At 60.9% G+C, this 22,351-nt stretch carries 21 protein-coding genes, 1 tRNA gene and 1 pseudogene; 11 read left to right on the top strand and 12 right to left on the bottom strand.

The annotated features are described in order from the left end of the window. The first annotated feature begins 52 nt into the window (after positions 1 to 52). The 4 genes from NMG70_RS11580 to NMG70_RS11565 all read left to right on the top strand — a co-directional run bounded on the left by NMG70_RS11580 (position 53) and on the right by NMG70_RS11565 (position 3,206). Positions 53 to 814 (top strand): SDR family oxidoreductase, encoded by a 762-nt coding sequence (locus NMG70_RS11580; protein ID WP_436798376.1) that lies wholly within the window; start codon positions 53 to 55, stop codon positions 812 to 814. A 42-nt stretch (positions 815 to 856) separates the two neighbouring features. After that, positions 857 to 1,744 (top strand): alpha/beta fold hydrolase, encoded by an 888-nt coding sequence (locus NMG70_RS32910; RefSeq protein WP_367185522.1) that lies wholly within the window; start codon positions 857 to 859, stop codon positions 1,742 to 1,744. A gap of 16 nt (positions 1,745 to 1,760) precedes the next feature. Next, positions 1,761 to 1,916 carry an alpha/beta fold hydrolase gene (locus NMG70_RS32905; RefSeq protein WP_367185521.1) on the top strand — a complete coding sequence of 52 codons (156 nt, stop codon included), beginning with the start codon at positions 1,761 to 1,763 and terminating at the stop codon, positions 1,914 to 1,916. A 345-nt stretch (positions 1,917 to 2,261) separates the two neighbouring features. Further along, positions 2,262 to 3,206, top strand: coding sequence for a DMT family transporter (locus NMG70_RS11565; protein ID WP_254024638.1), 945 nt, complete (start codon positions 2,262 to 2,264; stop codon positions 3,204 to 3,206). A 403-nt stretch (positions 3,207 to 3,609) separates the two neighbouring features. Here the strand turns inward: NMG70_RS11565 and NMG70_RS11560 are convergent, their stop codons facing one another. The 3 genes and pseudogenes from NMG70_RS11560 to NMG70_RS11550 all read right to left on the bottom strand — a co-directional run bounded on the left by NMG70_RS11560 (position 3,610) and on the right by NMG70_RS11550 (position 6,623). Next, positions 3,610 to 4,803 (bottom strand): IS91 family transposase, encoded by a 1,194-nt coding sequence (locus NMG70_RS11560; RefSeq protein ID WP_254024637.1) that lies wholly within the window; start codon positions 4,801 to 4,803, stop codon positions 3,610 to 3,612. Between the two features lie 2 nt (positions 4,804 to 4,805). After that, positions 4,806 to 5,713, bottom strand: a pseudogene (locus NMG70_RS11555) (tyrosine-type recombinase/integrase). Between the two features lie 703 nt (positions 5,714 to 6,416). Beyond that, entirely contained in the window at positions 6,417 to 6,623 is a 207-nt protein-coding gene (locus NMG70_RS11550; protein WP_254024636.1) for a helix-turn-helix domain-containing protein, read from the bottom strand. A 320-nt stretch (positions 6,624 to 6,943) separates the two neighbouring features. On the opposite strand from NMG70_RS11550, the gene NMG70_RS11545 reads away from it, so the two are divergent. Both NMG70_RS11545 and NMG70_RS11540 read left to right on the top strand, forming a co-directional pair. Beyond that, positions 6,944 to 7,288 (top strand): hypothetical protein, encoded by a 345-nt coding sequence (locus tag NMG70_RS11545; RefSeq protein WP_254024635.1) that lies wholly within the window; start codon positions 6,944 to 6,946, stop codon positions 7,286 to 7,288. A gap of 194 nt (positions 7,289 to 7,482) precedes the next feature. Further along, positions 7,483 to 7,683 (top strand): hypothetical protein, encoded by a 201-nt coding sequence (locus NMG70_RS11540; RefSeq protein ID WP_254024634.1) that lies wholly within the window; start codon positions 7,483 to 7,485, stop codon positions 7,681 to 7,683. A gap of 146 nt (positions 7,684 to 7,829) precedes the next feature. Here the strand turns inward: NMG70_RS11540 and NMG70_RS11535 are convergent, their stop codons facing one another. After that, positions 7,830 to 10,349 carry a S8 family serine peptidase gene (locus NMG70_RS11535; RefSeq protein ID WP_254024633.1) on the bottom strand — a complete coding sequence of 840 codons (2,520 nt, stop codon included), beginning with the start codon at positions 10,347 to 10,349 and terminating at the stop codon, positions 7,830 to 7,832. Beyond that, the gene (locus tag NMG70_RS11530) at positions 10,258 to 11,163 is read right to left on the bottom strand and encodes an AAA family ATPase (RefSeq protein WP_254024632.1); all 906 of its coding nucleotides are present in this window, start codon (positions 11,161 to 11,163) and stop codon (positions 10,258 to 10,260) included. Before NMG70_RS11530 ends, NMG70_RS11535 begins: the two co-directional genes overlap by 92 nt. A 451-nt stretch (positions 11,164 to 11,614) precedes the next feature. Here NMG70_RS11530 and NMG70_RS11525 point away from each other — a divergent pair, with 451 nt between their 5' ends. Then, positions 11,615 to 12,157 carry a topoisomerase DNA-binding C4 zinc finger domain-containing protein gene (locus NMG70_RS11525; RefSeq protein ID WP_254024631.1) on the top strand — a complete coding sequence of 181 codons (543 nt, stop codon included), beginning with the start codon at positions 11,615 to 11,617 and terminating at the stop codon, positions 12,155 to 12,157. An 867-nt stretch (positions 12,158 to 13,024) separates the two neighbouring features. Here the strand turns inward: NMG70_RS11525 and NMG70_RS11520 are convergent. Both NMG70_RS11520 and NMG70_RS11515 read right to left on the bottom strand, forming a co-directional pair. Continuing rightward, the gene (locus tag NMG70_RS11520) at positions 13,025 to 13,891 is read right to left on the bottom strand and encodes an HNH endonuclease signature motif containing protein (RefSeq protein WP_254024630.1); all 867 of its coding nucleotides are present in this window, start codon (positions 13,889 to 13,891) and stop codon (positions 13,025 to 13,027) included. Further along, positions 13,881 to 14,741 (bottom strand): AAA family ATPase, encoded by an 861-nt coding sequence (locus NMG70_RS11515; RefSeq protein ID WP_254024629.1) that lies wholly within the window; start codon positions 14,739 to 14,741, stop codon positions 13,881 to 13,883. Before NMG70_RS11515 ends, NMG70_RS11520 begins: the two co-directional genes overlap by 11 nt. Positions 14,742 to 14,987: 246 nt before the next feature. Here NMG70_RS11515 and NMG70_RS11510 point away from each other — a divergent pair, with 246 nt between their 5' ends. After that, positions 14,988 to 15,443 (top strand): helix-turn-helix domain-containing protein, encoded by a 456-nt coding sequence (locus NMG70_RS11510; RefSeq protein ID WP_254024628.1) that lies wholly within the window; start codon positions 14,988 to 14,990, stop codon positions 15,441 to 15,443. Continuing rightward, positions 15,436 to 16,590, top strand: coding sequence for a tyrosine-type recombinase/integrase (locus NMG70_RS11505; protein WP_254024627.1), 1,155 nt, complete (start codon positions 15,436 to 15,438; stop codon positions 16,588 to 16,590). The genes NMG70_RS11510 and NMG70_RS11505 overlap by 8 nt, the downstream gene beginning before the upstream one ends. A 70-nt stretch (positions 16,591 to 16,660) precedes the next feature. On the opposite strand, the gene NMG70_RS11500 is transcribed toward NMG70_RS11505, so the two are convergent. The 4 genes from NMG70_RS11500 to NMG70_RS11485 all read right to left on the bottom strand — a co-directional run bounded on the left by NMG70_RS11500 (position 16,661) and on the right by NMG70_RS11485 (position 19,463). Beyond that, positions 16,661 to 16,801 carry a hypothetical protein gene (locus NMG70_RS11500; protein WP_254024626.1) on the bottom strand — a complete coding sequence of 47 codons (141 nt, stop codon included), beginning with the start codon at positions 16,799 to 16,801 and terminating at the stop codon, positions 16,661 to 16,663. A 440-nt stretch (positions 16,802 to 17,241) separates the two neighbouring features. Continuing rightward, a tRNA-Arg gene (locus NMG70_RS11495) sits at positions 17,242 to 17,318 on the bottom strand. Positions 17,319 to 17,523: 205 nt separating this feature from the next. After that, positions 17,524 to 18,447, bottom strand: coding sequence for an HNH endonuclease (locus tag NMG70_RS11490; protein ID WP_254024625.1), 924 nt, complete (start codon positions 18,445 to 18,447; stop codon positions 17,524 to 17,526). Between the two features lie 131 nt (positions 18,448 to 18,578). Beyond that, positions 18,579 to 19,463: a D-alanyl-D-alanine carboxypeptidase family protein gene (locus NMG70_RS11485; protein ID WP_254024624.1), complete on the bottom strand. Its 885-nt coding sequence runs from the start codon at positions 19,461 to 19,463 to the stop codon at positions 18,579 to 18,581. A 426-nt stretch (positions 19,464 to 19,889) separates the two neighbouring features. Between NMG70_RS11485 and NMG70_RS11480 the strand changes: the two genes are divergently transcribed. Together NMG70_RS11480 and NMG70_RS11475 are read left to right on the top strand one after the other, a co-directional pair. After that, positions 19,890 to 20,996 carry a hypothetical protein gene (locus NMG70_RS11480; protein WP_254024623.1) on the top strand — a complete coding sequence of 369 codons (1,107 nt, stop codon included), beginning with the start codon at positions 19,890 to 19,892 and terminating at the stop codon, positions 20,994 to 20,996. Between the two features lie 308 nt (positions 20,997 to 21,304). Further along, entirely contained in the window at positions 21,305 to 21,925 is a 621-nt protein-coding gene (locus NMG70_RS11475) for a nucleoside triphosphate hydrolase (protein ID WP_254024622.1), read from the top strand. 49 nt (positions 21,926 to 21,974) lie between these two features. Here NMG70_RS11475 and NMG70_RS11470 read toward each other — a convergent pair whose 3' ends face one another. Beyond that, positions 21,975 to 22,316: a hypothetical protein gene (locus NMG70_RS11470; RefSeq protein WP_254024621.1), complete on the bottom strand. Its 342-nt coding sequence runs from the start codon at positions 22,314 to 22,316 to the stop codon at positions 21,975 to 21,977. Between the last annotated feature and the right edge of the window lie 35 nt (positions 22,317 to 22,351).

Here is a 22,351-nt window from a genome sequence, read left to right as displayed (position 1 = left end):
CCGCACCGAAGGAAGATACCTCATGTTCAACTATAAGGATGGAGTATATCGCATGCTCGAGAACAAAACGGTGCTGATTACCGGTGGCGCTTCAGGTATAGGTTTGGCCTCTGCCAAGCTAATGCACGAGGCGGGTGCCCGTGTGGCGATTACCGGTCGAGATCAACCCAAGCTGGACAAGGCACGCGCGGCCATCGGTGATGACCTCCTAACGCTCCAGGTGGACGCCCTTTCGACGGAAAGCCTGCGCAACATGGCGGCGCGGATCAAGGACTCATTCGGCGGCCTGGATGTGTTCTTCGCCAATGCCGGAGTGGCTTACACAACACCACTTTCGAATACGACGGAAGAAGCGTTCGATACCCTCATGGCCACGAACGTCAAGTCGGTCTTCTTCTCGCTTCAGGCGGTGGAGCCGATCATGCGGGAGGGCGGTTCGGTCATTCTGAATACCGCATGGCTTAACCAGGTGGGCGCCCCTGGCCGCGCCGCGCTTTCGGCATCCAAGGCGGCGGTTCGTTCCTTCGCCCGAACATTCTCGGCAGAGCTGCAGTCGCGGCGGATCCGAGTCAATGCTGTGAGCCCCGGTCTTATCGACACCCCCATTCTCAGGGGTGTCGGACAATCAGAGTTCCCCGGTCAGACCGAGGCGGAATTCAAGGACTACCTTGCCAGTGCCGCGAAGCAGATTCCGTTCGGCCGGCTGGGACACCCCGAGGAAGTGGCAGCCGCCGTCCTGTTCCTTGCCAGCGACGCGTCAAACTACATGCTTGGCTCGGAACTGGTCGTGGATGGTGGCCTCTCTGAGCTGTAAGAGAAGGTGACGATTTTTACTTTCCTGAACAGGGAGGCCGTCATGACCGCAAATTCGTCGTTAGCGACTCGCCGAAGCATTCTTGCCATCGCAGCAGCCGCAGTTGCCTTTGGACTACTTGGGGAGCCAATACCCCAAGCGGCCGCCCAGTCAGCGACTCCCGAAGGTTCGGGCTCCGCCACAAGGGCACCCTACCTTCCGAAAGGGTTCACCGACACGTTCACCAGTCGGTACGTTCATGCCAACGGTGTGCGCCTGCATGCGGTAGTTGGCGGAAAAGGCCCGGCGTTGCTGTTGGTCCATGGCTGGCCCCAGACCTGGTACCAATGGCGCCTGGTGATGCCGGCGCTGGCGCGGGACTTCCAAGTCATAGCGATCGACCAGCGCGGGATCGGGCTCTCCGACAAACCGCAGAACGGGTACGACTCCGGCACGCAAGCCAACGACCTCATCGCGCTGATGGATGCGCTCGGCCACAAGCGCTTCGCGATGATCGGCTTCGACACGGGCATGGGAATCGGCTATGCTCTCGCTGCGGATCATCCTGATCGCGTGGAGCGCCTCGTCATCGGCGAGGGCATCATCGCAGGCGTCACTCCCTCACCACCCCTGATTGTCCCCGGACCGCTCAACAAGCGACTCTGGCACATTGCATTCAACCGGCTGGACGGCGACGTAAATGAGCGCCTCGTTCGGGGGCGCGAAGGACATCTATTTCGGTGCAGAGTACGTACAGTCGGCGGGGACGCCTCTACCCGCCAGCGTCGTGAAGTATTACGTCGACGGCCTGACCTCGAACCCCGACGCACTTCGTGGCAGCTTTGGATCGTATCGCGCGATCGACACCACGATTGCGCAGAACGCGCGGCGCAAGACGCGGCGGCTGACCCTCCCTGTCCTCGCAATCGGAGGCGGCAAAGCCATCGGTGAGGGGACGGCGAACACGATGAGGCTCGTCGCGGACAACGTGCAGAGCGTCATCATTCCCGAAAGCGGCCACTGGGTCGCCGAGGAGGCTCCAAAGAAGCTGCTCGCGGCGCTAACGCCGTTCTTGGCCCCCTACCGCGACGGATCGCGCGCGGGGACGGAGAACGTGAGATAGACCGCACGTATAATTCCGTTCGTCCAAGCGAGGTATGTGGGTTCACCAGAGGAATGCAGGAGAATGCTATGGTTTTTTCTAGACACTCACCCGTGAGCAAGGAAGCGGGCGTCCTCTTCGCCGAAATTGCTGCCCCGCCTATGAATTGATGGGGCCAGAACTGATCCGCGACCTGGTCTCCCTCATGCAGCAGGCCGAGTTCCAGAGCCGGATGCAAGCCGCCCTCCAATGGGGCTTCCAGACGCGGGACGCGGAGCTGGAGCTTCCCCGACTGCTGGGCGAGGTGGAGGGAGTCCCATGAGCTTAACAACAGCGGCCGCTTTGCGTGTGTAACGGAGGATTGTCATGTCTGTGGGCAGCACTTCACCTCGCCCTGATCGCCACGCAAATGCATCACCGAAGCTCTGGTTAGCGTGGTCCTTGCTGGGCCTGCTCGGCTTCATCTGGGGCACCAACTTCTTGTTCATGAAGATGGCGGTCGCCGTCGTGCCGCCGCTCGAAGTGGCGTGGATGCGAACTATCTTCGGCGCGCTTCCGATCGCTGCCCTTGCCCTCGTCCGAGGATCGCTGGCGAGGACCGACTGGCGCTTTGCGCACCATTTCGCCGCCATGGCACTCTTGGCCAATGTCGGCCCATATGTCTTCTTTGTCATCGGCACGGCGCACCTTCCGTCCGGTGTCGCCGGTGTCATCAGCGGGGCTATCCCCTTCGTCACCGCGGCGACCGTTGCCGTCGCGCTTCCCGCAGAGCGTCTGACCAGGGTCAAGGCGCTTGGCCTGGGGATCGGCTTCGCGGGTGTCCTTCTGGTCGCGCCGCTCGGCCGCGGAGCAGCCTCTGCAAGCGCCGGCTCGCCGCTGATCGGGGTGGCAGCGATGTTAGCCGGATCGGTGAGCTACGCACTGGCCTTGGTCTATGCGCGGCGGTTCATGGTGTCGCTCGGCCTTGGTCCGGTCAAGCTGGCGACCTACCAGATGCTCTTTGCCGCTGTTCTGCTAGCCCCCTTCGCAGCCCCGGGGCACTGGAGTGAGCTGGCTGTCCATAGAGAGGCGCTGCTGGCGCTCGTCTTCGGGCTTGGCCTAGCGGGGACCGGGATCGCGTTCGTCATCTATTACCAGCTCATCCAGATTTTGGGGGCATTGAAGGTCGCGTCGGTTTATTACATCCCGCCGGTCGTCGCTCTTGTGGTTGGATGGGTCTTCGCCGGCGAGACGATAACGCTTGTCCAAGCGATCGGCGCGACACTCGTCATGGCAGGTATTTTCTATGCAATCCGGGATAGGGCCGGATGACATACCCTCCGCGCGCAGCCTGAGGAACCACATCCAGACCACCCTTTGAGCGCACCGTACGTCCGCTTTCGCACTTCGACGGCCGAAAGCTGTCAGTCCGAAATCGTGAAGAGTTTCGGGCGCCGGCAGGCGTACGAAAGTCCCCGAGGAAGGAACCCGCGGGGCACAGGCGATGGCTATGGGGATTTCGGATTTCGGCAGATGTCGGCGATGGCGCGACCGCCGTCGAGGAGCTCTGGGGTGAATGCGGACAGACCGCTTCGTTGCGCCTCCGCGCGGTGTTGTCCGAACGGTGGGCGGCTGGGCGCGGCTCTGTCGGAGTCGATAATCACCATAGCCGTGCGTCGATCCGTTGCCGGAGGCTGAGTGCCTGCAGCTGAAGGCTGAACCTTTCCATGCCGGGTCATGGCGTGCTGCTCCCGGTCGACGGGGAACCGTGTGGCGGTCCGCGCGGCTGCCTCCAGCGTTCGAACACCTCGATGACGATCATGCGTCCGCCACAGCAGGGGCATGGCGGGCGAAAGTTGTCCGGTTCGTCCGTGGTGTCATCGTCGGACGGTGCGACGACGTTCAGGAGTTCACGAGCAAGCGCGAGGCTGGCCTTGCGAGCGGAACCGGCAAGCAGGCCGTAATGCCGGATGCGATGGAAGCCACGCGGCAGGACATGCAGCAGGAAGCGGCGGATGAACTCGTCGGTCGCGAGCGTCATGAGCTGCTGCCGGTCGGCGCCTTCGCGACGATAGTCCTTGTAGCGGAAGGTGACGCCGCTCTCGTCGAGGCGGATGAGGCGGCTGTTCGAGACCGCCACCCGGTGGGTGTAGCGCGACAGGTAGGCGAGCACCGCTTCCGGGCCGGCGAAGGGCGCCTTGGCGTAGACCACCCAGCGCTTCTTCCGGATCGGCGACAGGTGGCGCAGGAATGCCCGCCGTTGCGCGAGATGAGCAATTGCGCCGAAGAAGGCGAGCCGGCCAGCGTCGTGCAGCGCGACCAACCGGGAGAGGAACAGCCGGCGGAACAGCTTGCCGAGCACCCGCACCGGCAGCAGGAAGGCGGGACGCGACGATATCCACCGGCTTCCGTCCGGCGAGATGCCACCGCCTGGCACGATCATGTGCACGTGCGGATGATGCGTCATCGCCGAACCCCATGTGTGGAGCACGGCGGTGATGCCGATGCGTGCGCCCAGATGCTTCGGATCGGCCGCGATGGTCAGCATCGTCTGCGACGCCGCCTTGAACAGCAGGTCGTAGACCGCCGCCTTGTTGTGGAAGGCGATGTCGGCGACCTCGGCTGGCAGCGTGAAGACGACGTGGAAGTAGCCGACCGGCAGCAGGTCGGCCTCGCGCTCGGCAAGCCATGTCCGCGCCGCGGCACCCTGGCACTTTGGACAGTGCCGGTTGCGGCAGGAGTTGTAGGCGATGCGCCAGTGGCCGCAGTCCTCGCAGGCCTCGACGTGACCGCCAAGGGCCGCGGTGCGGCAGTGCTCGATCGCCGACATGACCTTGAGCTGCTGCAGTGTCAGATGCCCTGCATGGGCGGCCCGGTAGGCGGGCCCGGCAGTGCGGAAGATGTCGGCAACCTCGATCGAGGCGCGCACGCTCAGCCGTCGGGTGAGATCTCTTCCGGCTTGAAGAGGCCAAGCTTGTCGAGCGGGCTCGTGACGGTGCGCACCGTCCGGGTCGCGACCTTGGTGTAGAAGGCGGTGCTATTTAGCTTGGCATGCCCAAGCAGGACCTGGATGACCCGGATGTCGGTGCCGTCCTCCAGCAGGTGGGTGGCGAAGCTGTGGCGCAGCGTGTGCGGCCCGACCCGCTTGGCGATGTCGGCGGCCTGCGCCGCCTCGACGACGATGCGATGGAGCTGCCGCGTGCTGATCGGCTTCATCGGATGCTGTCCCGGGAACGCCAGCCGTCGCGGTGCATCACGCCCTGCTGGCGTCCGACCTTCCACCATTGGCGCAGCAGAGTGAGCAGGTCCTGCGAGAGCATGGCATTGCGGTAGCGTCCGCCCTTGCCGCGCTCGACCCTGAGCAACATCCGCTCGCCGTCGACGTCGGCGACCTTCAGCGTCGACACCTCCGCCACGCGCAGGCCCGCACCATAGGCGACCGACAATGTGGCCTGGTGCTTCAGGCAGGTGGTGGCATTGAGCAGCCGGGCGACCTCGTCGCGGCTCAGCACCACCGGCAGCGTGCGCGGGTGCGCCAGCCGAACGAGCTTGCGCGCCAGATCGGGACGATCGACCGTATGCGTGAAGAAGAAGCGCAGCGCCGACACGATGCTGTTCATCGTGGGAACAGGAACGCCGTCCTCCTGCTGCTCGATCTGGAACCGACGCAGGTCGTCGGCGGTCGCTGTGTCTGGTGAACGCCCGAGGAACGTCGCCAGGCGTCCGATGTCGCGGAGATAGTTGCGCTGCGTCTCCCGTGAGAAACGCCGCATGTTCATGTCGTCGATCAGCCGCTGACGAAGTGGACTGAAAGGTGCATCAAGAACAGGATAGGGCATGGTCAGCCTCCTTGTTGAAGAAGCCCGCCATGCTCTGCCGCCGCCGAACAACGCTCAATGCAGGCGCGACGACCGGTCCCTGATCTCTACCTCAACCGCAGGCGCCCTCCCGCGCAGCGGGTTCGTTCTTCGGCCCCCATCCCGCCGTTAAATGACACGTGTCGCGAAGGCTGTTTCGGGCGCCAGGAGCGGACGTTGGCTACGGCGCAAAAGCGACGCCCCCTTGATCCTGTTCTAGCATCCCACTGCGTGGCCCAGACGTCGGGATAGCATCAAAGGTTGACCAGGCCCGCCTTAGGACTGTCGACAAACAGCGCGATTTTGCAACCCGTTGCAAAAATCGTCCCATAACGAGGACGTTCCCGAGCACTGGCTTCGCGCCACTTTTTGCAACGGATTGCACCGTTCTGCTGATTTTTTTACCAGGAACGTCACGTTCGTTTCCTGATTTAGCCGCAAGTATCGTCTAGCCGCAAGCATCGACGTGGTCGGTCGTCCCGAGGCGGCGCCATTGCAAGCGTTGCAATCTGATAAGCCCATCGAACGGCGTGCCAACGGCGCTTTGGATGGGAGTAAATGACGCTTCCAGCAAAAAGTGCAGACAATGCAGCGCTACGCACGGGAGAACTTCCATCCGGTCCGGTTATCCGCGCGGCACGCTATGCTTCAGATAGGAACACTATGGCGGTGAACTAAGTTATATTTATTCGTCTAACAAAGTCCCTGGTGTTACGCCCAGGAACCGCGCAAGTTTATCGATGATCGTAATGGTTGGATTCCTGGCCCCACGCTCGAGGTCGGATATGTAGGTGCGGTGGATGCCGACGTCGTGGGCAAAAGCCTCCTGCGACAAATTTTTCTGCTGCCGCATTTTGCGCAGGTTTCGGGCGAGGCGTTCACGAATGTCCACGCCAACAGGGTCAAGGCCCGTCGACTATCGGTCTACAGACGATAAGTGACAATCTCGCTTGACTTCGCTGAAAAGCTAAAGCAGTGGTATGTTACTCATTGTCTGCGGAGTATCAAAAGGGAAGCAAGACGGTATTGTTTCGCGGGTGCCCCAGTCCTGCATACGCATCACTCGTCGAGGCTTTCGAAGGCAAGAATTCGCGGCTAGCCTAACCTCCAGACGGCGAACGCTTCGGCGACAATCACGAGGCCATCGCAAAAGCGGCACCCGAGTACGGCGACTGGGTACCAAACCTGTCCCGACCTTAGCGAAGAACCCTCATGTCCAACAGTGATGACTACGCTTACGATGACCAAGGCAACATAGTTCTCATCCGGTATGGCCCGCTGCCGAAGCAGAGTTGCCGACACAGCAATCCAATACCCCTGGTTTCGAGTGCGGAACTGCCGCTGATCAGGCAACGACGTGCTGATGACGAAGCAGAGCGAAAGCGGCAGAAAACCCGAACGGCGGCAGAAGAGAAAGAAAAAGAGAGGCAGAACCAGGATAGAGAGCATGCCCAATATGTCAAAATTGGTTCGCCTATAAGTCCGCAAAAGCGGGCTCTCCAGTTGGACCAACAACCAGAGAACAAGAGGAATGCAGATGGATTCGACCAAGACTGACCACGCAGTCATTGTACTGGTGATGCGCTTGTTACCGAACGTACGTGTAATTCTTACGGATAGAGAGCGAACTACGGCGCGGAAGCAAGTTCACTTTCTCTCAAGTTTGTATCGTAAGCTTGCTATGCGGTAGGTAGCCTTATGCCGTTCACGCGGCCTGTTTGACGCAAATTTCGTCTGCAAGGAGGGCGACAGTGGCCTTGGTCTACGGAGAACTCTACGCTGCCTTGCGCTCGGTGAACGTCCCCCATGAATTGGCGCAGGAAGCTGCACGCGTTGACAATATCTCTCCCAAAAATGTCACCGATGCCAAACTTGAGTCACACCTCCGCTGCGTCCAACTTTTACTCGCGTTAAACATAGTCCTTCTATTGATTTTGCTCGTCGCCGCGTGATGGTGGGTGGCAGCCTCGAAGAGCTCTCCGCTCGGTCGTCGAGTTAAAGAGGACGTTGGGAAATAGGTTCTGTGCGCTTTTAGGTTAGAATGTTCACACCCAATTTGCGAACGTCCGCTCTTGGGCTGGGCGGGCATTTCTGAAATTCAAACCGCGACTGGCACCGCCGGTTTCAGCGCCACGCGGTTAAGCACCTGACTGTAGATCGCGACTTCGCCAGGCATTTCTAAAGTGACGACAATTGCGAAATCGGCGGGCGTGACGCCATCGTCGGCTTCCCGCTGCACATCGAGATCAAAGAAGCCGTTGGCCGCCATCGCTGCGGCCTTGTCGCCGTCCCAGCGGCGATGGACCACCGTTCCCTTATGTGATTGCTTTGGATCGGGCTGGACTCCGCTCGCCTTGATGCCAGCGGTGCCGAGCTGTGTCGGCTCGACGATCTTCATCCGCACCGCGCGATAGGCGACCGCGCCGGGACGCGGCGGCGAGAACCAGGCGAGCGTCGCCGAGACACCATGCGGCTGCGCCTTGGCAGTCATCGCAGCCGGCCAAGGGATGCGGAAGCGCTTGCCTTGATCGGCCGCGAGCGTGCCGACCGCCCACAAGGTTGCGCGATCGTTTGCGCAGCTGATGATGAGGTCGGGATCGTAGGCACCGTAGCCGATATAGCGGCGGACATTGTCCTTCTGGCGATAGCTATATTTGCCCTCGGGCGGTCCCAGCACTTCGATCAGCAAATTGCGCGCACTTGTCCAGCGCGCGCCATGCACCAAGAGCGCCTTCAAAAGGCAGGCACGCTGCGCGCTCGGGAGCGCGCCGAAATCGGGGTACGCGGCCTCCAGCGCTTCATGCGCGCGGGCGGCGACCCCTGTCGCGAGTGCGGCGGCGACGCTTGTGCCGATCGAGCGGGCGACGATGTTGGGTCCAAGCGAGGTCGCCGACGGCGGTGCGGCGACCGCGATCCCGCCGAAGGCGGCGGCGTTGGTGGAGAGCGGTTGCAACCGGTGATGATCGCCTTGCGGCGACAAGCGGACATTATGGCGACCGCCCGGTGCCAATATCTCGGGCTTGGTCGCGCCATTGTATCCGGGCCCGAGCGCGCTAGACACTGAACAGAGGCCGGTTTCTGCCCAGACGTCGAAGTGAAAGGCCGGCAACGGATGTGGGTAGGCGAACTGATCGGCATGCAACGCGCCGACTGTGATAGCGTTCATCGCCTCGGCCGGTGCCAGCACGCGCCGCGTCGCCATTTGCGCGGCGCTCGCGCGGAGCGCCACCCGCACGCGCTCAGCGGCTCCAAGCGCCTCGAACGCGCCGGCGGTCATATTCAGGGTTTCGAGCGCTGAATGATGGTTGCCGGCGCTGATCACAAATAGGATGCCGTAGGTGCTGGCGAGATGATCGACGACGCGCGCCCAGCCCGAGAGCCGCCCAGCAAAGGGCTTGTTGGGATCACCGAGCGAGGCGTTAACGATCAGGACGTGTTGCGCGGTCGGTGCGTCGCCGGTGCGCATGGCGAGGATCGCGCGCTCGAACATATCAGCGGGCAAAAGGTCTGGAAAGCGTTCGGGCTGGTTGGGATCGGCCGTCGCATAGAGCATGTTGACGAAATGAACGCGGCGTTCGAGCGGGCGGCCCCAGGCGCCGTTGATGTCGCCGTGGACGACGGCGCTTGCCATCGCCGTACCGTGCTTGCGTGCCCCGACCGCAAGGCCTTCCAAGTCGAAGGGATCATCGACGCTGAGCGTGCCGTCCAAGCGCGGATGCTGCGATAAGGGGACGGCATCGAAGATCGCGGCGATTGGATCGCCATCGAGCGCCGGCGCGCCGCCGTTCGGCAGCCCATCAACCTCTTCGGACGGCATGAGCTGGAAGATGCTCTGCGGCCTGATTTGTAGCACCGCCTCGGCGCCGGCAAGTCCGGCGGGGTCGCGGGCGATGACACTGGCCAGTGCGGGGCCTGGCAGGTCGGCAAGCAGCGCATGATAGCCGGCGCCGGTGATCCGCGAGCGCGACACGACTGCGCCGCCGACGGCGAGAACGCCGGCGCGCGCCTCGGCCTCGGTCGCATCGCCATTGCGACGAAAGACAAGCTCGACCTCGACGCGGGTGAGTGCAGCGTCGCGCGCATATTCCTCGACGAGAACATCATGATCGGCCGGCGTGACGCGGTCCTGCGGTCCCCAAGGTCGGATGTCGCGCAGCTGCGAGAGCATGACTTTCCAGGCGCTGAAGCGGGGCGGCACGGTGCCGTTCTGCTGCCAGCCACGCCACAAAGTTACGATGTTGCGCAGCGCCGCTTCGCTCGGCACCATAAGATAGACCGCAGGGCTCTTGTCGAGCTCATCCTCGTCGAGATCCTCCGCACCGAGAAATTCTAGTCCTGGCACGAGGCGGACGGCCTCGGTGAACTGCATCACTCCGCCGGTCAGCTCGAAGACGAGCAGGCGCTCGGGTGCGAGCGCATCCGGGTCGGCGCGGAGCTGGAGCATCGGCGTGTTGGCGTCGAGCTGCGCCGCGAGGCCGGTGAGTTTCTGGCCTGCGGGCGTTTCGGCCTGCTCGGCCGGCGCGAGCTTACGCGCGCGGGGTATTCCCCCGCCGGTCTTTCTTGGGATCGCTGCGGGAGCGCCGAGGCGCAGCAGCGGTTGGTTCGGTGGGTTGGCCATCGCTCTCCGGCTTTATGCGGGTTTTCCACAGGCGAAGTTCCTGCGTGAGGACGCGCTGAAGCGTCTCGCCGCCCTGGGACAATATATGCCGCCGCCGGATATTCTGGCAAAACTCGAAGATGTCGGCAAAGCTCGATCGCCCCATTTGAGTAGCAACCTGAGTGGCCGACAGTCCGGCCGGCTCGGGCCATGCCTCGAAAAAGCGCTCGATCAGCACGGCAGCGGCTTCGCGCGACGGCTGTGGCATGTCGATGCGCAGCTGGAAGCGGCGCCAGACCGCGCGATCTAGCAGCTCTGCATGGTTGGTGGCAGCGACCACGACAACATAGCTCGGTAGCTGGTCGAGCTGCATCAGGAGAAAAGAGACCACGCGCTTGATCTCGCCGGTCTCATGAATGTCGCCACGCTCTTTACCGACCGCGTCGAACTCATCGAAGAAAAGGACACAGGGTGTCGCTCGGACATAGTCGAATAGCCGTGCAAGGCGCGCATTAGTCTCGCCCAGATAGGCACCGACCAATGCGTCGTAGCGAACGGTGAGCAAAGGCACGGCCACCGCCTCGGCGATCGCCTCGGCCAGCGAAGTCTTGCCGTTGCCCGGCGGTCCGGAGAGCAAGACGCGGTGGCGCGGCTGCATGCCCTGCGCGCGCAAGAGGTCTGCGCGGTGATGCTCCTCGACGAGCTGGCGGGTCAGACGATCGGCCGGCAGCGTCAGGATCAGGCTGTCGAGCCCGACGCGCGGTTCTGATTCGATGACGAAGTCGCGGCCCGGCGCGCCGCTTCGGCGCAGTTCACTCGACGCGGTAACCGGCACCGACGCCAGCGCCCGGTGGAGCTTGTCGGCCAGGACATGATGGCTTTTGGCGCGTTCTTCGGCGACCAGTGCCTCGACGGTCGTGGTCAATGTCGAACGGTCGCCAGACGCTCCTGCCTTCACCAATGAAACTAGGAGATCACTTCTGGCCATCTAATCCCACACGCACCCCTTCGCGCTCAGGGCGAAGCGTAACACGTGACCTCGCTCGTGTGAATCCCTGATTGCCTAAAAGCTTAAACTGCCGGCCGCAGGCGCAGCCTCATGGGATTGGAATCCAATCGTCATCGGTCATCCCAGGGGATGACTTGCTGGGGGGCAGCGGCTGAAATTTTTTGTAGTATATTCTACCCATAGAATATGATCAGGATTAGCTCTAGGCGGCATCGCCGCGTAGTAGCGCAACAAACCGGGTGCCAAACTCAAGGTCCTAATTCTATGGCGGTACAATGTGCTCGACCCGTTCGGCGGGATCGCGCCCTCCTTCGCCGATATCGAGGTTTCGGGTTTATCCTTTCACCGGGCCAAAGGGCTGAAGGCCGACTACACGGTTCTGCTTGATGTGAGTGAAGGCGATTATGGCGTGCTGAGCCGCATCGAGGACGACGAGCTGCTCAATCTGGTAATTCCCCGCCCTGAAACCCCTATTCACCAACTGCCGTCAGCCATCCAGCTATATCCGATCGCCGGGGATGAAGTGCGCTTCGAGACAATCGAAGGCGGTACACGCCTCGGCTGGCGCGCGTTAGAGCGACGTAGAACAGGCGTCGTTCTTCAGCATGCTGCCTTGCGTCAATGCCCTGTGTGCCTGGTGGGCGAGATGGTCGAGAAGCGCGACAGGAACGGAACGGTGTTCCGCGGATGCAATCAGTTCCCCGATTGCAAGCACAGCGAAGGGGGTCCGGCCAGCCATCTGCGCGCTTGCGAAGGCGCGCCTGAAGTTAAGACGACGGCCCGGACCGTAGTTGTCCTGAACGGAACGGCTGCTTCCTGATCCATTCGACTGGAACGGACTGATCTTAGCGGCTGCGCTCGACCAGCAAACGCGAGCGCGCCGATACAAAGCCTGGATGACAGCAAAGTGAGGTTTGACTAAACCGAGGTGGCGACCATATCGCGAGGGGTTCGCCTCACTGGGTTGAAGTTGGTGCAACCCGTTGCAAATTTGGCGCTCTCTAGAGCACTGGCCACCACTGATGAGCCGGGATAAAGGCGCGACGACCGAACCCACCTCATCATCACCGCCAACCTGAGCTTCGGCGACGCCAAAGTGGCAACTGCGCAATCGGAACCCAAGAACGCCCCGCAGATGGGTGTTTTGCAACCCATTGCAATTTTCTGCTTCCGATTTTGCGGACGGATAACCCGCGATGACAGCCGCCGCGCCGTGCTCGAAGTTTGTCACTAGGCTTGGAGACAGCGCCTAGAGCATTGAACGCAAAAGTGGGTACCGATTTTGGGAAAATCCGATGCTCAAGCAAGGAAGATAGAGCGGCGGCAGGATTCGACTTGAATGTCCGCTGCTCTAAGCCATGCGGTGAGCTTTGCACCGGCATCGGCGATTTGATCCTCACCGCCCCGTGTGAACAGAAATGAAAAGATTGGCCCCTAGCTAGTGACGGTCGCCAAACCCTCGGTAGATGCTATCTGCGAACGCGCGAGAGCTGAGTTATCGGGCGCCAAGGCAAGAGGCGTGAGACCACTTTTAGAGGTCGGAGGATGACGCGGTTACTATCAAAGGCGGTCACGAAAAATACTCACGCGTATCGAGCGGGGAAGTGGTGTTATGTGGCGTAAGCATTCCAGATGACAAGTGCACAGGTCCGTACCGGCAGTGTCTCAATTGAGACAGACCAGGAGGTCATCCATCCTTGTCTGCAAGAATGAAGCAATGCGCAATGTATGCTCTGTAGGGGTCGTCTAAAGAAATGTTGAAGACAGTCTCCCGTTTATATGGTGTTATACTACGTACACGGCATTCTTTTAGAAGTACGTCACCAAAATGCTTCTGCTTCTCCTTGGCATGAATTTGATAGTGATCGTCACTTGTGATGGCTATAAGGTTCTCGGGGGAATCGTTCAGTGGATTCTCATCCTTGTGGTGCACCTCGAGACCCGGGTCCAAATATCGCAGGTTCGCCGCCCGTGCAGGGTCTCTGCGCAAGATTTCTATGAAATCATCCAATGAAATTCCATTTAATTGCGCTTCGAGAACAAGTCTCGCGTTGGCTGTTCGTTTGTAGTCTTTGCCCGCGACGACCTGGCGACTTGCATACGGATGATGGGGTACCGAATGGATGACCTTGCGTGGACGGTTAGGCTTTCTGCCCCCGCTCGCCTTTTCTTCGCTCCGAACAAAAATGCGATCTCCACTACGCAGTTCTCGAAGAGGGCGGAAGATGCCGTCGCCCTCCCCTTCATCGACAGGGACTTTGAACTGTTGCTCCGCCGTCGCTCTTATTGAATGTCCATTCTCGGCTACGAGGATCAGAGTCTCCGAAATTCCACAATGCTCGATGGTGGTGAGCCGGTGATAACCAACGCGATCTCCTAGATATGCGGGGATGAAGCAGTCGAGTCCTTTCTCCCACTGAGCGCCGCCATAGGCTTGGCCGCCTCGCATTTTTGCGTATGCCTCGTCGATGGAAATCTCCCGCCCATGGTTCCGCTCTCCCCTTCGGAGATTCAATTTTGTCGAACTTGCTACGCCTCTCAAATCACTCGTCAAATCCTGTACTCCTCGTTGAGTTGCTCAATCTCTTGGCACCGCCGATGTCGTCTTGGAGGGGTCCGATAAGGGCAATGCCCTTGGGCGGCTCGACGCCAAAATCCCGGGCTCTCTGGCTGAAGCAGCCGGCCCGCTTCTGGACCCAGTCCTTCAGGTTGTCGAGGCCGCCGACCGCCGACATCTCGATGGGCTCCATGATCTCGAGCACCTCCGAGCGCTTGACCACCTCCGTCTTGACATCCGCGATCATCTTGCAAAAGTCGTCGAGCGGGATGTTGGGCAGCTTGGCCCGGTTGGTGACCAGGGCACGCGAGATCGCATTGTCGAACTCGGCCTGCGTCATGCCGGCGCCATTCGCCAAAATCTGGTCGATCTGGGCGTCGTTGTATTTCGGCCGCCGCGCCTCGGGCACGTCGTTGATCAGCCGATCGTAGACGTCACGCAGCTCCGCATAGGAGGGCGGGTCGTAGTCGAGGATGACCACGTCGTCCTGGAGTTCCTCGGGCAGCGAGTAGGAGTTGGGCGTCAGGATGATCAGGCGCCGGTGGCCGGCGACGAACGTCTTGGCGTATTCCTTCACGCACTGGATCATGCCCAGGTGCTGCGACAGCATCTTGTGGGGATGCATCATCACGAAGACGCCGCGCGCGCCGAACGGATCGCCGCCGCCCATGCCGGTGATCGCCTTCAAGGCAGCCAGCGGCTCGGCGATGTTGTCCTCGGTCGGCTCGTCCTGCGGGCGGGCCTTGTCGAACTTCTGCCAGCCGTGCAGCACGGTCCACAGGCGGAACTCCATGTCGTCGGCGAAGGCAAAGTCGCGCAGCTCTTTGCGGGCGGTTTGAGATTTCACGCTGTGGGTGCTCGTCTTAGTATACTTTTCGACTGCGAGCTATCCCTCAAGGTGGAACATGTCAACCGTCGAAAAGAGTGTAAGCTATTGAATTGACAAACACTTTGGTCGGTGACATTTTCAAATTGACCTACTGCGCGCCTTGCTAGTCAGTCCATTTTCCCCTAGGCCTCACACGGGGTGTTTGGCACCTGCACAGCCAAGACACGCCTTTGGATGATCGCGACAACTTTTCAGGGGCCGGCAATGCGCGAGAAAAAATTGGACGGCAATCGGGCGCCGGGGACTCTGCTCGAGAACCTCGCGGCGCGCGTAAGAACAGCCTATGATCTCGATAGGAAGCAGAATCCCGGTCGCTTTCTCGCAGATGCGGATGGGCTCGGTCGAGACTACCTCTTTGCGGAGAATGTCGCCCGTATGCTGGGATGCAGCCTAGATTTCGTTCGGCGAATTCCGCGCCACAGACTGCCGGTTTCTAAGATCGGTCAGCGAGCCATCTATTCCAGGGCAGATGTGCAAGCATTCATTCTCTCGGAACGAGCCGTAGCTACCCGTCCCATGAAAGACGACAATTGGTCGCGCCCGGTGCAACGGGTTGCAAAAATTGGAAGTCGCTCTTTGGGCCGACCCAAATCTAACGACGTCTTCGATCCAGTCCTGCATGTTCAGCGCCTGCTGGGGAAGGGGCGGGGAGATGGCTAATAACGAAGCGCTCAAGATTGGTCCCTTTCGCATTGCACCTCGCGTTCGGGACGGCCAGCAATCTGGGAAGTGGTTTCTGGATATTCCGCCACACGTTTCCCTGGAAGGCAGGCGAACCCGTCGGAGCTTCGATACGAAAAGCGAAGCCATGAGCGAAGCCAGGCAACTTCTCCGGAGCCTTCAGATCGATGGAGCACTCCGGGGCTTCCATCGCCCTGTTGCTGGCATCACGTTCTCTGAACTCTCTCAAAGATGGCTTGCGACGCAAGCTGATCGCGTAGCTACGCAGAAGAAGCGGGTGATATCACTCGAAACGCATGCTTTTCGCTTGAAGGCGCTGCTTGGCCCATTAGCCGACCTGGACATCGAGCGAATCTCGGTGAAAGATATCGTTGACTATCAAAAGATCAGGCTCGCAGTCGGTCGATCACCCGCCACTATCAACTCCGAAATCCGCTTACTGCGACAGATTCTAAGTTGGGCTGTGGATCACGATCTTCTCCATAAGATACCCAAAGTAGAGCCGATTCCTGAGCCACGGAAGCGGCTCAGCGTTCCAACCATTGAGGAGATCGTTAGGGTGGTGGCCGCTCTGCCTCCTAACCTTGCTCTGTTGATTCGTTTTCTTGCGGAGACTGGCTGCAGAAAGGGCGAGGCGTTTTCGCTGACATGGGCGGATGTCGATGAACTCCACAACGCGATATTGATCCGTCGGAAAGCTGGCTGGACACCGAAGACAGCCCACAGTGATCGTGACGTATTTGTTGGCGCGAGCCTCATGAAGGAACTTGTCGTGGCCAAGCATGCCGCCCTCAAACAAGCTTTAGACGATAGTGCGTCGGCAAGCCTTGTGTTTTTAGGGCGCGGAGGTGGCAGAATGTGGAACTTCGAAAAAGCCCTCGCGACAGCCATCAAAAAGGCCGGAGTTACACGCGACGGCGCAGAGATGCACATCACTCCTCACATGCTTCGGAAAGCGCATGCGACTTGGTTGAAGCAACGTGGAGTCGATGACGTCATTCTTCAGCCCAGGTTAGGCCACGCGCCCGGCTCCCGCGTCACGGCCTACAATTATGTTCATTTGCCGTCCGAGGCCATGAAGTCGACTATCATTGATCTCGAAACTGAGAAAACGAATTTGGATTAGCGGACGAACTACCGGGTAGTCGTATGCCTTGAGCTATCCTAACCTTTTGCGCCTGCTCCATGCTTTCATCTTATGAAGTCAGAAGCACTATCATCATGATGAGCGCGAGGCCCTGCATAGCGAGCAACAGCCAAAGCGGCGGCGCTGGAACGCGCTTCATCCATTCAATGATTCTTGCGTCGAGCCGTTCGCTCCAGTTTTTCGTTTTCATCAAGCTACGCTCCTCAACTTTCGCGATCCTAGTCTTAGCAGCGCCATCTCGATGTCCCTGCCAAACCACTCGGAATGGTCAAGGTCGGGCATCGGGCCGCCGAAGAAGCCTTGGCGCGGTCTGCTCGTGCCGTCTACCCCTGGTGACCCGGCGGCCATACGAAGATAGTGTCCTGAAGGTAGTTGACCAACAGCGCCTATGCGACTCATTAATGGACCTACCCACGCCGTGCGTGGATCCACTCCCCATCAGCGCCTAGCGAATGCCGAGTTTGGCGGCTCTTTATATGCCTATTGGCAGAAGTCGCATGCGCTCGATTGGTACCGATCATACATCCCGGTGAAGCAATCGCCGTTCATGCCCTCGGCAACATTCTGGCACCGTTTGGCACCAACTCGAAAAAAGAAATCGTCGATTACAATCTAAACCATTGATTTTATTGGCGCACCCGACAGGATTCGAACCTGTGACCTCTGCCTTCGGAGGGCAGCGCTCTATCCAGCTGAGCTACGGGTGCTTTCAGGATCGACGATCCGGAAAACGAACCAGCCGGGTAACCGGCTGGCCACGGCTTCTTATCTGATGCGGGGGCGCGCTTCAACGGTCAAGTGGGAGGTTGCGCGAATTCCGAGTGGCAGAGGTCGCAGGCCCGTTTTCTGCTACGCGCATCGGGCATGCCGAGGCGGGATGTAGCGACCGATTTTTGTGCGAGAGTGAGCGAGCTATCCGAAGTATCGGTTGTTATTGTGCCAATCCAAGGCATTTGCGTCGGGCTGCTGGCTGATCATCGAAGGAACGGTAATTGCCGATCCATGCAACTCGTAGTAATGCCGACCATTCTCAAATTCCTCGCGGATGCGTCGGCTCACCTCAAAACGATGATCTGGTGTGACTGTTACATACCCTTGATCGAAAAGGCTATGGATGTCTCGCCGCATCAGAATCCCGTTGCTTGGCGAATGTTCTCCGCCTTCGGCATAGGGACGAATATGGGCGGCTTCCAAAGCCGGTAGGGTGCGTTCTTTCGTGATAGCACAGCGCCGGTCATAAAGGTCGGTCACCAATAGCCTGAAAGCTCCCTGGCCGAGGCGCGGACGTATCAGCGCAGGCTCGCCAAATCGCGACTTTTCTTCCGAAAACCCCGTGCTGGAAACAGCCGGAACCATTGCATCTTGCACTGTATTCCACAATGCCGCTCCTTCGGGGTCGTCAGTCCCGTAAGTCGTGAACGAAACAATGTTCTTTGACCAAGACGGCGGTGGCGAAAACCAGCGGCTTTCATCAAGAAAGAAGGGCTGCGTGAGAACGCGACAGCCGATTTCGACAGGTCCAGCCGTGTGCGGATCGAGCTTGCGATAACGGAGGATACGGGATCGCATTTCCGGTAAGCTTGTAACGCCATTGTTCGTTCCGAACGCCTCCCACGCCAACGATAGCGGCATGATGGTAGAGGAGGCAAAGACCCCGCCCCCTACAATCATGTTGATCGGTGCATGCAGCTTGAACAGAAAGAGCTCACCAGGCCGCAAAGCGCGAAACGCCTTTGGCGATGGCGACCAGAAATTAACCTCGGTCAAATCAGGCTGGCGGCGGAGTTGTTTAAACCAATCTCCATCCGTCACCGCGACCACAATCTTGACAGCCAAGCTGGTTTTGCCTCCGCGCGGCTATCCCAATATGAAGAACACCGCTGCCCTAATAGACAAAACTAAACTACGAACACTTGTTTACCAACGGTTATTATTCGCTCACTCGTGGAGTTTCCTGAACCGAGTCCTCACTGCTCGGCATACAGCAGCCGCGTCGTCGTGTTCGATGCCGGCGACAGGTTGCGCTGGATCAGTGCTTCGACGTGGTCGTTGCGCTGGCGCGCGCTGTCGGCGCCCATCACCACGAGGATCAGCCGGCGGCCGTCGGCGTCGTAGGAGGTGACGATGTTGAAGCCTGAGGCTCTGATGTAGCCTGTCTTGATGCCGTTGACGCCGCGCACGCGGCCGAGCATGTCGTTGTGGCCGCGCACCAGCCTGCCGCGGAACATGAAGTCGCTTTCCGAGAAATAGTGGAAATGCTGCGGGAAGCGGGCGCGCAGCGCCGTGCCGAGCACCGCCATGTCGCGCGCCGTCGTCAGCTGGCCGGCGTCCGGCAGGCCCGAAGCGTTGCGGAAGACGGTGCTGCGCATGCCGATCTGGCGCGCTTTGGCCGTCATCATCGCGGCAAACGCCTGTTCGCTGCCGCCGAGATATTCGGCGACGGCGACCGCCACGTCATTCGCCGATTTGACGGTGATCGCCCGGATCGCCGATTCGACATCGATCGTCTCGCCGCGCCTGAAGCGCAGCTTGGTCGGCGGCTGCCTGGCGGCGTTGTCCGAGACCGGGATCAGCGTCGTCTTGCTGATGCGGCCCTGCTCCAGCGCCTCGAACAGCAGGTAGAGCGTCATCATCTTGGTCAGCGACGCCGGATAGCGCGGCGCCGTCGAGTTGGCCTCGAACAGTGTCCTGCCGGTGCTGCCATCGATGACGATGGCCGCATATTTCTGCGCCGGCGCCGGCACCGCCAGCATGGTCTCCGTCGGCGTCGTCGCGCAGCCGGCGACGAGCACAAGCAGCGCAAACACCGCGACAAATCTTTTGATGAGCTGAAAGAGGCGCGGTTTGGACACTGTTTTGAAGGTAAGCCGTTGCTGAAACGAGTGGGAAACTAGCCTAACCCAATGGCGCCGTCCATTTCGTTAATGCCGGTCTTCAGGGCAATCGCTTGAGGTTTGAATTCGCCACGCTCCTGGCGTTGGCGCCGCCCCTCACCTGCCTGCCGGCATCCTCTCCCCGTAGAACGGGGAGAGGGGCGCTGTCATCGACGGTTTCGCCAATCACCAGCGTTCGCAAGAAGGCCGCCGACATTGCGGCCAGCTTCTTTCTCCCCGTAAACGGGGAGAAATGCCCGGCAGGGCAATGAGGGGCGGCGCCGCCAGCCGGCAATGATCGCTCCCACAGGGTGCCCCGGCGTCTCTGATACGAAATGCCGGCCGCAGCTTGCGCAACCGCCACCGAGCGGGTTTGCTGGCGCCGGCAGAATCAGCAGGTGCGCCATGGAAACGCTCACGATCACGGCAAAGGGCATTTCGGTAACGGTCGATCTCACCGTCGGCCATCTCGCCGACATGACGGTCGATATCGACGGGCGCCGGCTAAAGCCGCTGCATCGCGCGCCGTGGATCGACGAGCCGCGCGAGACGCTGCCGCAGGACCTGCCCGAGGGCACCGTTCGCCTGGCCGGCGATTTTTTATGCGCGCCGTTTTCGCGCAGCGATGTCGAGGAAGCGCCCTTGCACGGCTGGCCGGCCAACAGCCGCTGGGATGTCGTCGCCTCCGCGGCGACCGCCGATGGCTGGCGGGCCGTTTTCAGGCTGCAGCACAAGGTTTTGGGCGCGACGGTCGACAAGATCCTGATCCTGCGCGACGACCATCCCTTTCTCTACCAGGAGCATGTCTTTTCCGGCGGTTCCGGCGCGATTTCCGTCGCCCATCATCCGATGACGGTGATGACGGAGGGCGGCAGGCTGGCTTTCTCGCCGAAGCGGTTTGCGGCAACGCCGGACGACCCGCTCGAGCCCGATCCGGCTCGCGGCCGTTTCCTGCTCGCCTATCCCGCGCGTTCGACCGACCTGACGCGATTTCCCGCCGCCGATGGCGGCACGCTTGACCTGACCGACTACCGCATGGACCAGAGCCGAGAGGATTTCGTCACGCTGGTCGAGGCCGACCATGGCGGGCCGGGCTGGACCGCGCTGGCGCGAAAGGCGGAAGCCGATCTCGTTCTGGTGCTGAAGAACCCGGCCGAGCTGCCGGTCACCATGCTGTGGGTCAGCAATGGCGGTCGCGACTACGCGCCGTGGAGCGGCCGCCATCGCGGCGTGCTCGGCATCGAGGACGGCCGCACCGCGCTCGGCCATGCGGCATCGCTGGGTGACAACTGGCTGAAGCGGGAAGGGGTGGCAACCGCCTTTGCCCTTGGCGAAGGCCGCAATGTCTCGTTCCGCCACGTCATCGGCGCACTGCCCTTATCCGGCGGCGAGCCGCCGCGCGACATCGCCACGGCGAAGGGGCATATGCGCATTGCGGCTGCTGACGGCTCGACGCGGGATGTCGCTTTCGACGGCGATTTCCTGCGGATTGGCCAATTCGTTCCTGTCTGATTGGTCTGTGCGCAGGCGATCGCTCATTGCCAGCGTTTGCGCTGCCCCTCACCTGCCTGCCGGCATCCTCTCCCCGTATAGTGACGGGGAGAGGGGCGCTCTTATCGACGGTTTCGCCAATCACCAGCGTTGCAGGAAGGGCGCCAACATCGCGGCCAGCCCTTTCTCCCCGTCACTATACGGGGAGAAATGCCGGGCAGGGCAATGAGGGGCGGCGGCGACCTCGACAATTGGGCGACCTTCAATCCGCGTTTGAAATTTCCGCGAACTGTCGCAAGATGCAGCCGACATATCACCCGGGATCACGCATGTCCGAGATCGCTCACCTCGCCGCCACCATCTTCAAGCGCGCCGGCAAGGCGCGGCGTTTTGTCGTTGCCATTGCCGGTCCTCCGGGCGCCGGCAAGTCGACGCTTTCGGCCCGCCTGCATGGACTGCTGCCGGAAGGTGCGGCCGAAATCGTGCCGATGGATGGCTTCCACTACGACGATACCGTGCTCGAGCAGCGCGGCTTGCGCGCGCGAAAGGGGGCTCCGGAATCCTTTGACTTCGCCGGCTTCGAAACCTTGCTGAAGCGCATCCGCGCCGCCGAGCCCGACATCGCCATTCCGGTGTTCGATCGCAGCATGGAACTCTCTCGCGCGGCTGCGTCGATCATCGCCGCCGACACCAAGTTCATCCTGGTCGAAGGCAATTATCTCTTGCTTGACGAGGAACCGTGGTCGCGGCTGGCGCCGCTGTTCGATTTCTCGATCTTCGTCGAGGTGCCGCGCGCCGAGCTCGAGCGCCGGCTGCTCGAGCGATGGCATGAGCATGGCCGCTCCGATGAGGACGCCCGCGCCTGGATCGCCTCCAACGACATGCCCAACATCGACCGCGTGCTTGCCCGCCGCCGCCCCGCCGATCTGGTGATCGGCGATCACGCCTGATTTGCGGAATAGCCGGCGCCTGGAACCTTAGGACTTTCCGGCCGTTATGTCAGATACGGCAATGATGCTGACATGAGGAAAACTGTCCGATGGCTACTCCGATGGCAACCAAGGCAAGAAAGCCTGCGCCCGGCAAGGGCAGGGCAACTCGTTCCAGGGCAACTGGATCGAAGGCGACTGAATTAAAGGCAACTGAATCGAAGGCGGGTGCTGGCCCAGCCGTCGCCGCCCGCTCCAAGGATGCGGCAAAGCCCAGTTTTGGCAAGGCAGCACCGAAGAAAGTGACGCCGACCGCAGCCAAGACCACGGCAAAACCTGCCAAGCCGAGGAAATCGGCAAGCGGCGGCTCGATGGCAGACAGCGCAATGCGCACGGTGAAGACGACGGCCAATGTCGCGGCCGGCGCGGTTGTCGCCACCGCCAAGA

The sequence above is a fragment of the Mesorhizobium ventifaucium genome, assembly GCF_935822925.1.
Taxonomy (GTDB): Bacteria; Pseudomonadota; Alphaproteobacteria; order Rhizobiales; family Rhizobiaceae; genus Mesorhizobium; species Mesorhizobium ventifaucium.
The sequence above is the reverse complement of the archived record's forward strand: the minus strand, read 5'-3'. Positions and strand labels throughout refer to the sequence as shown.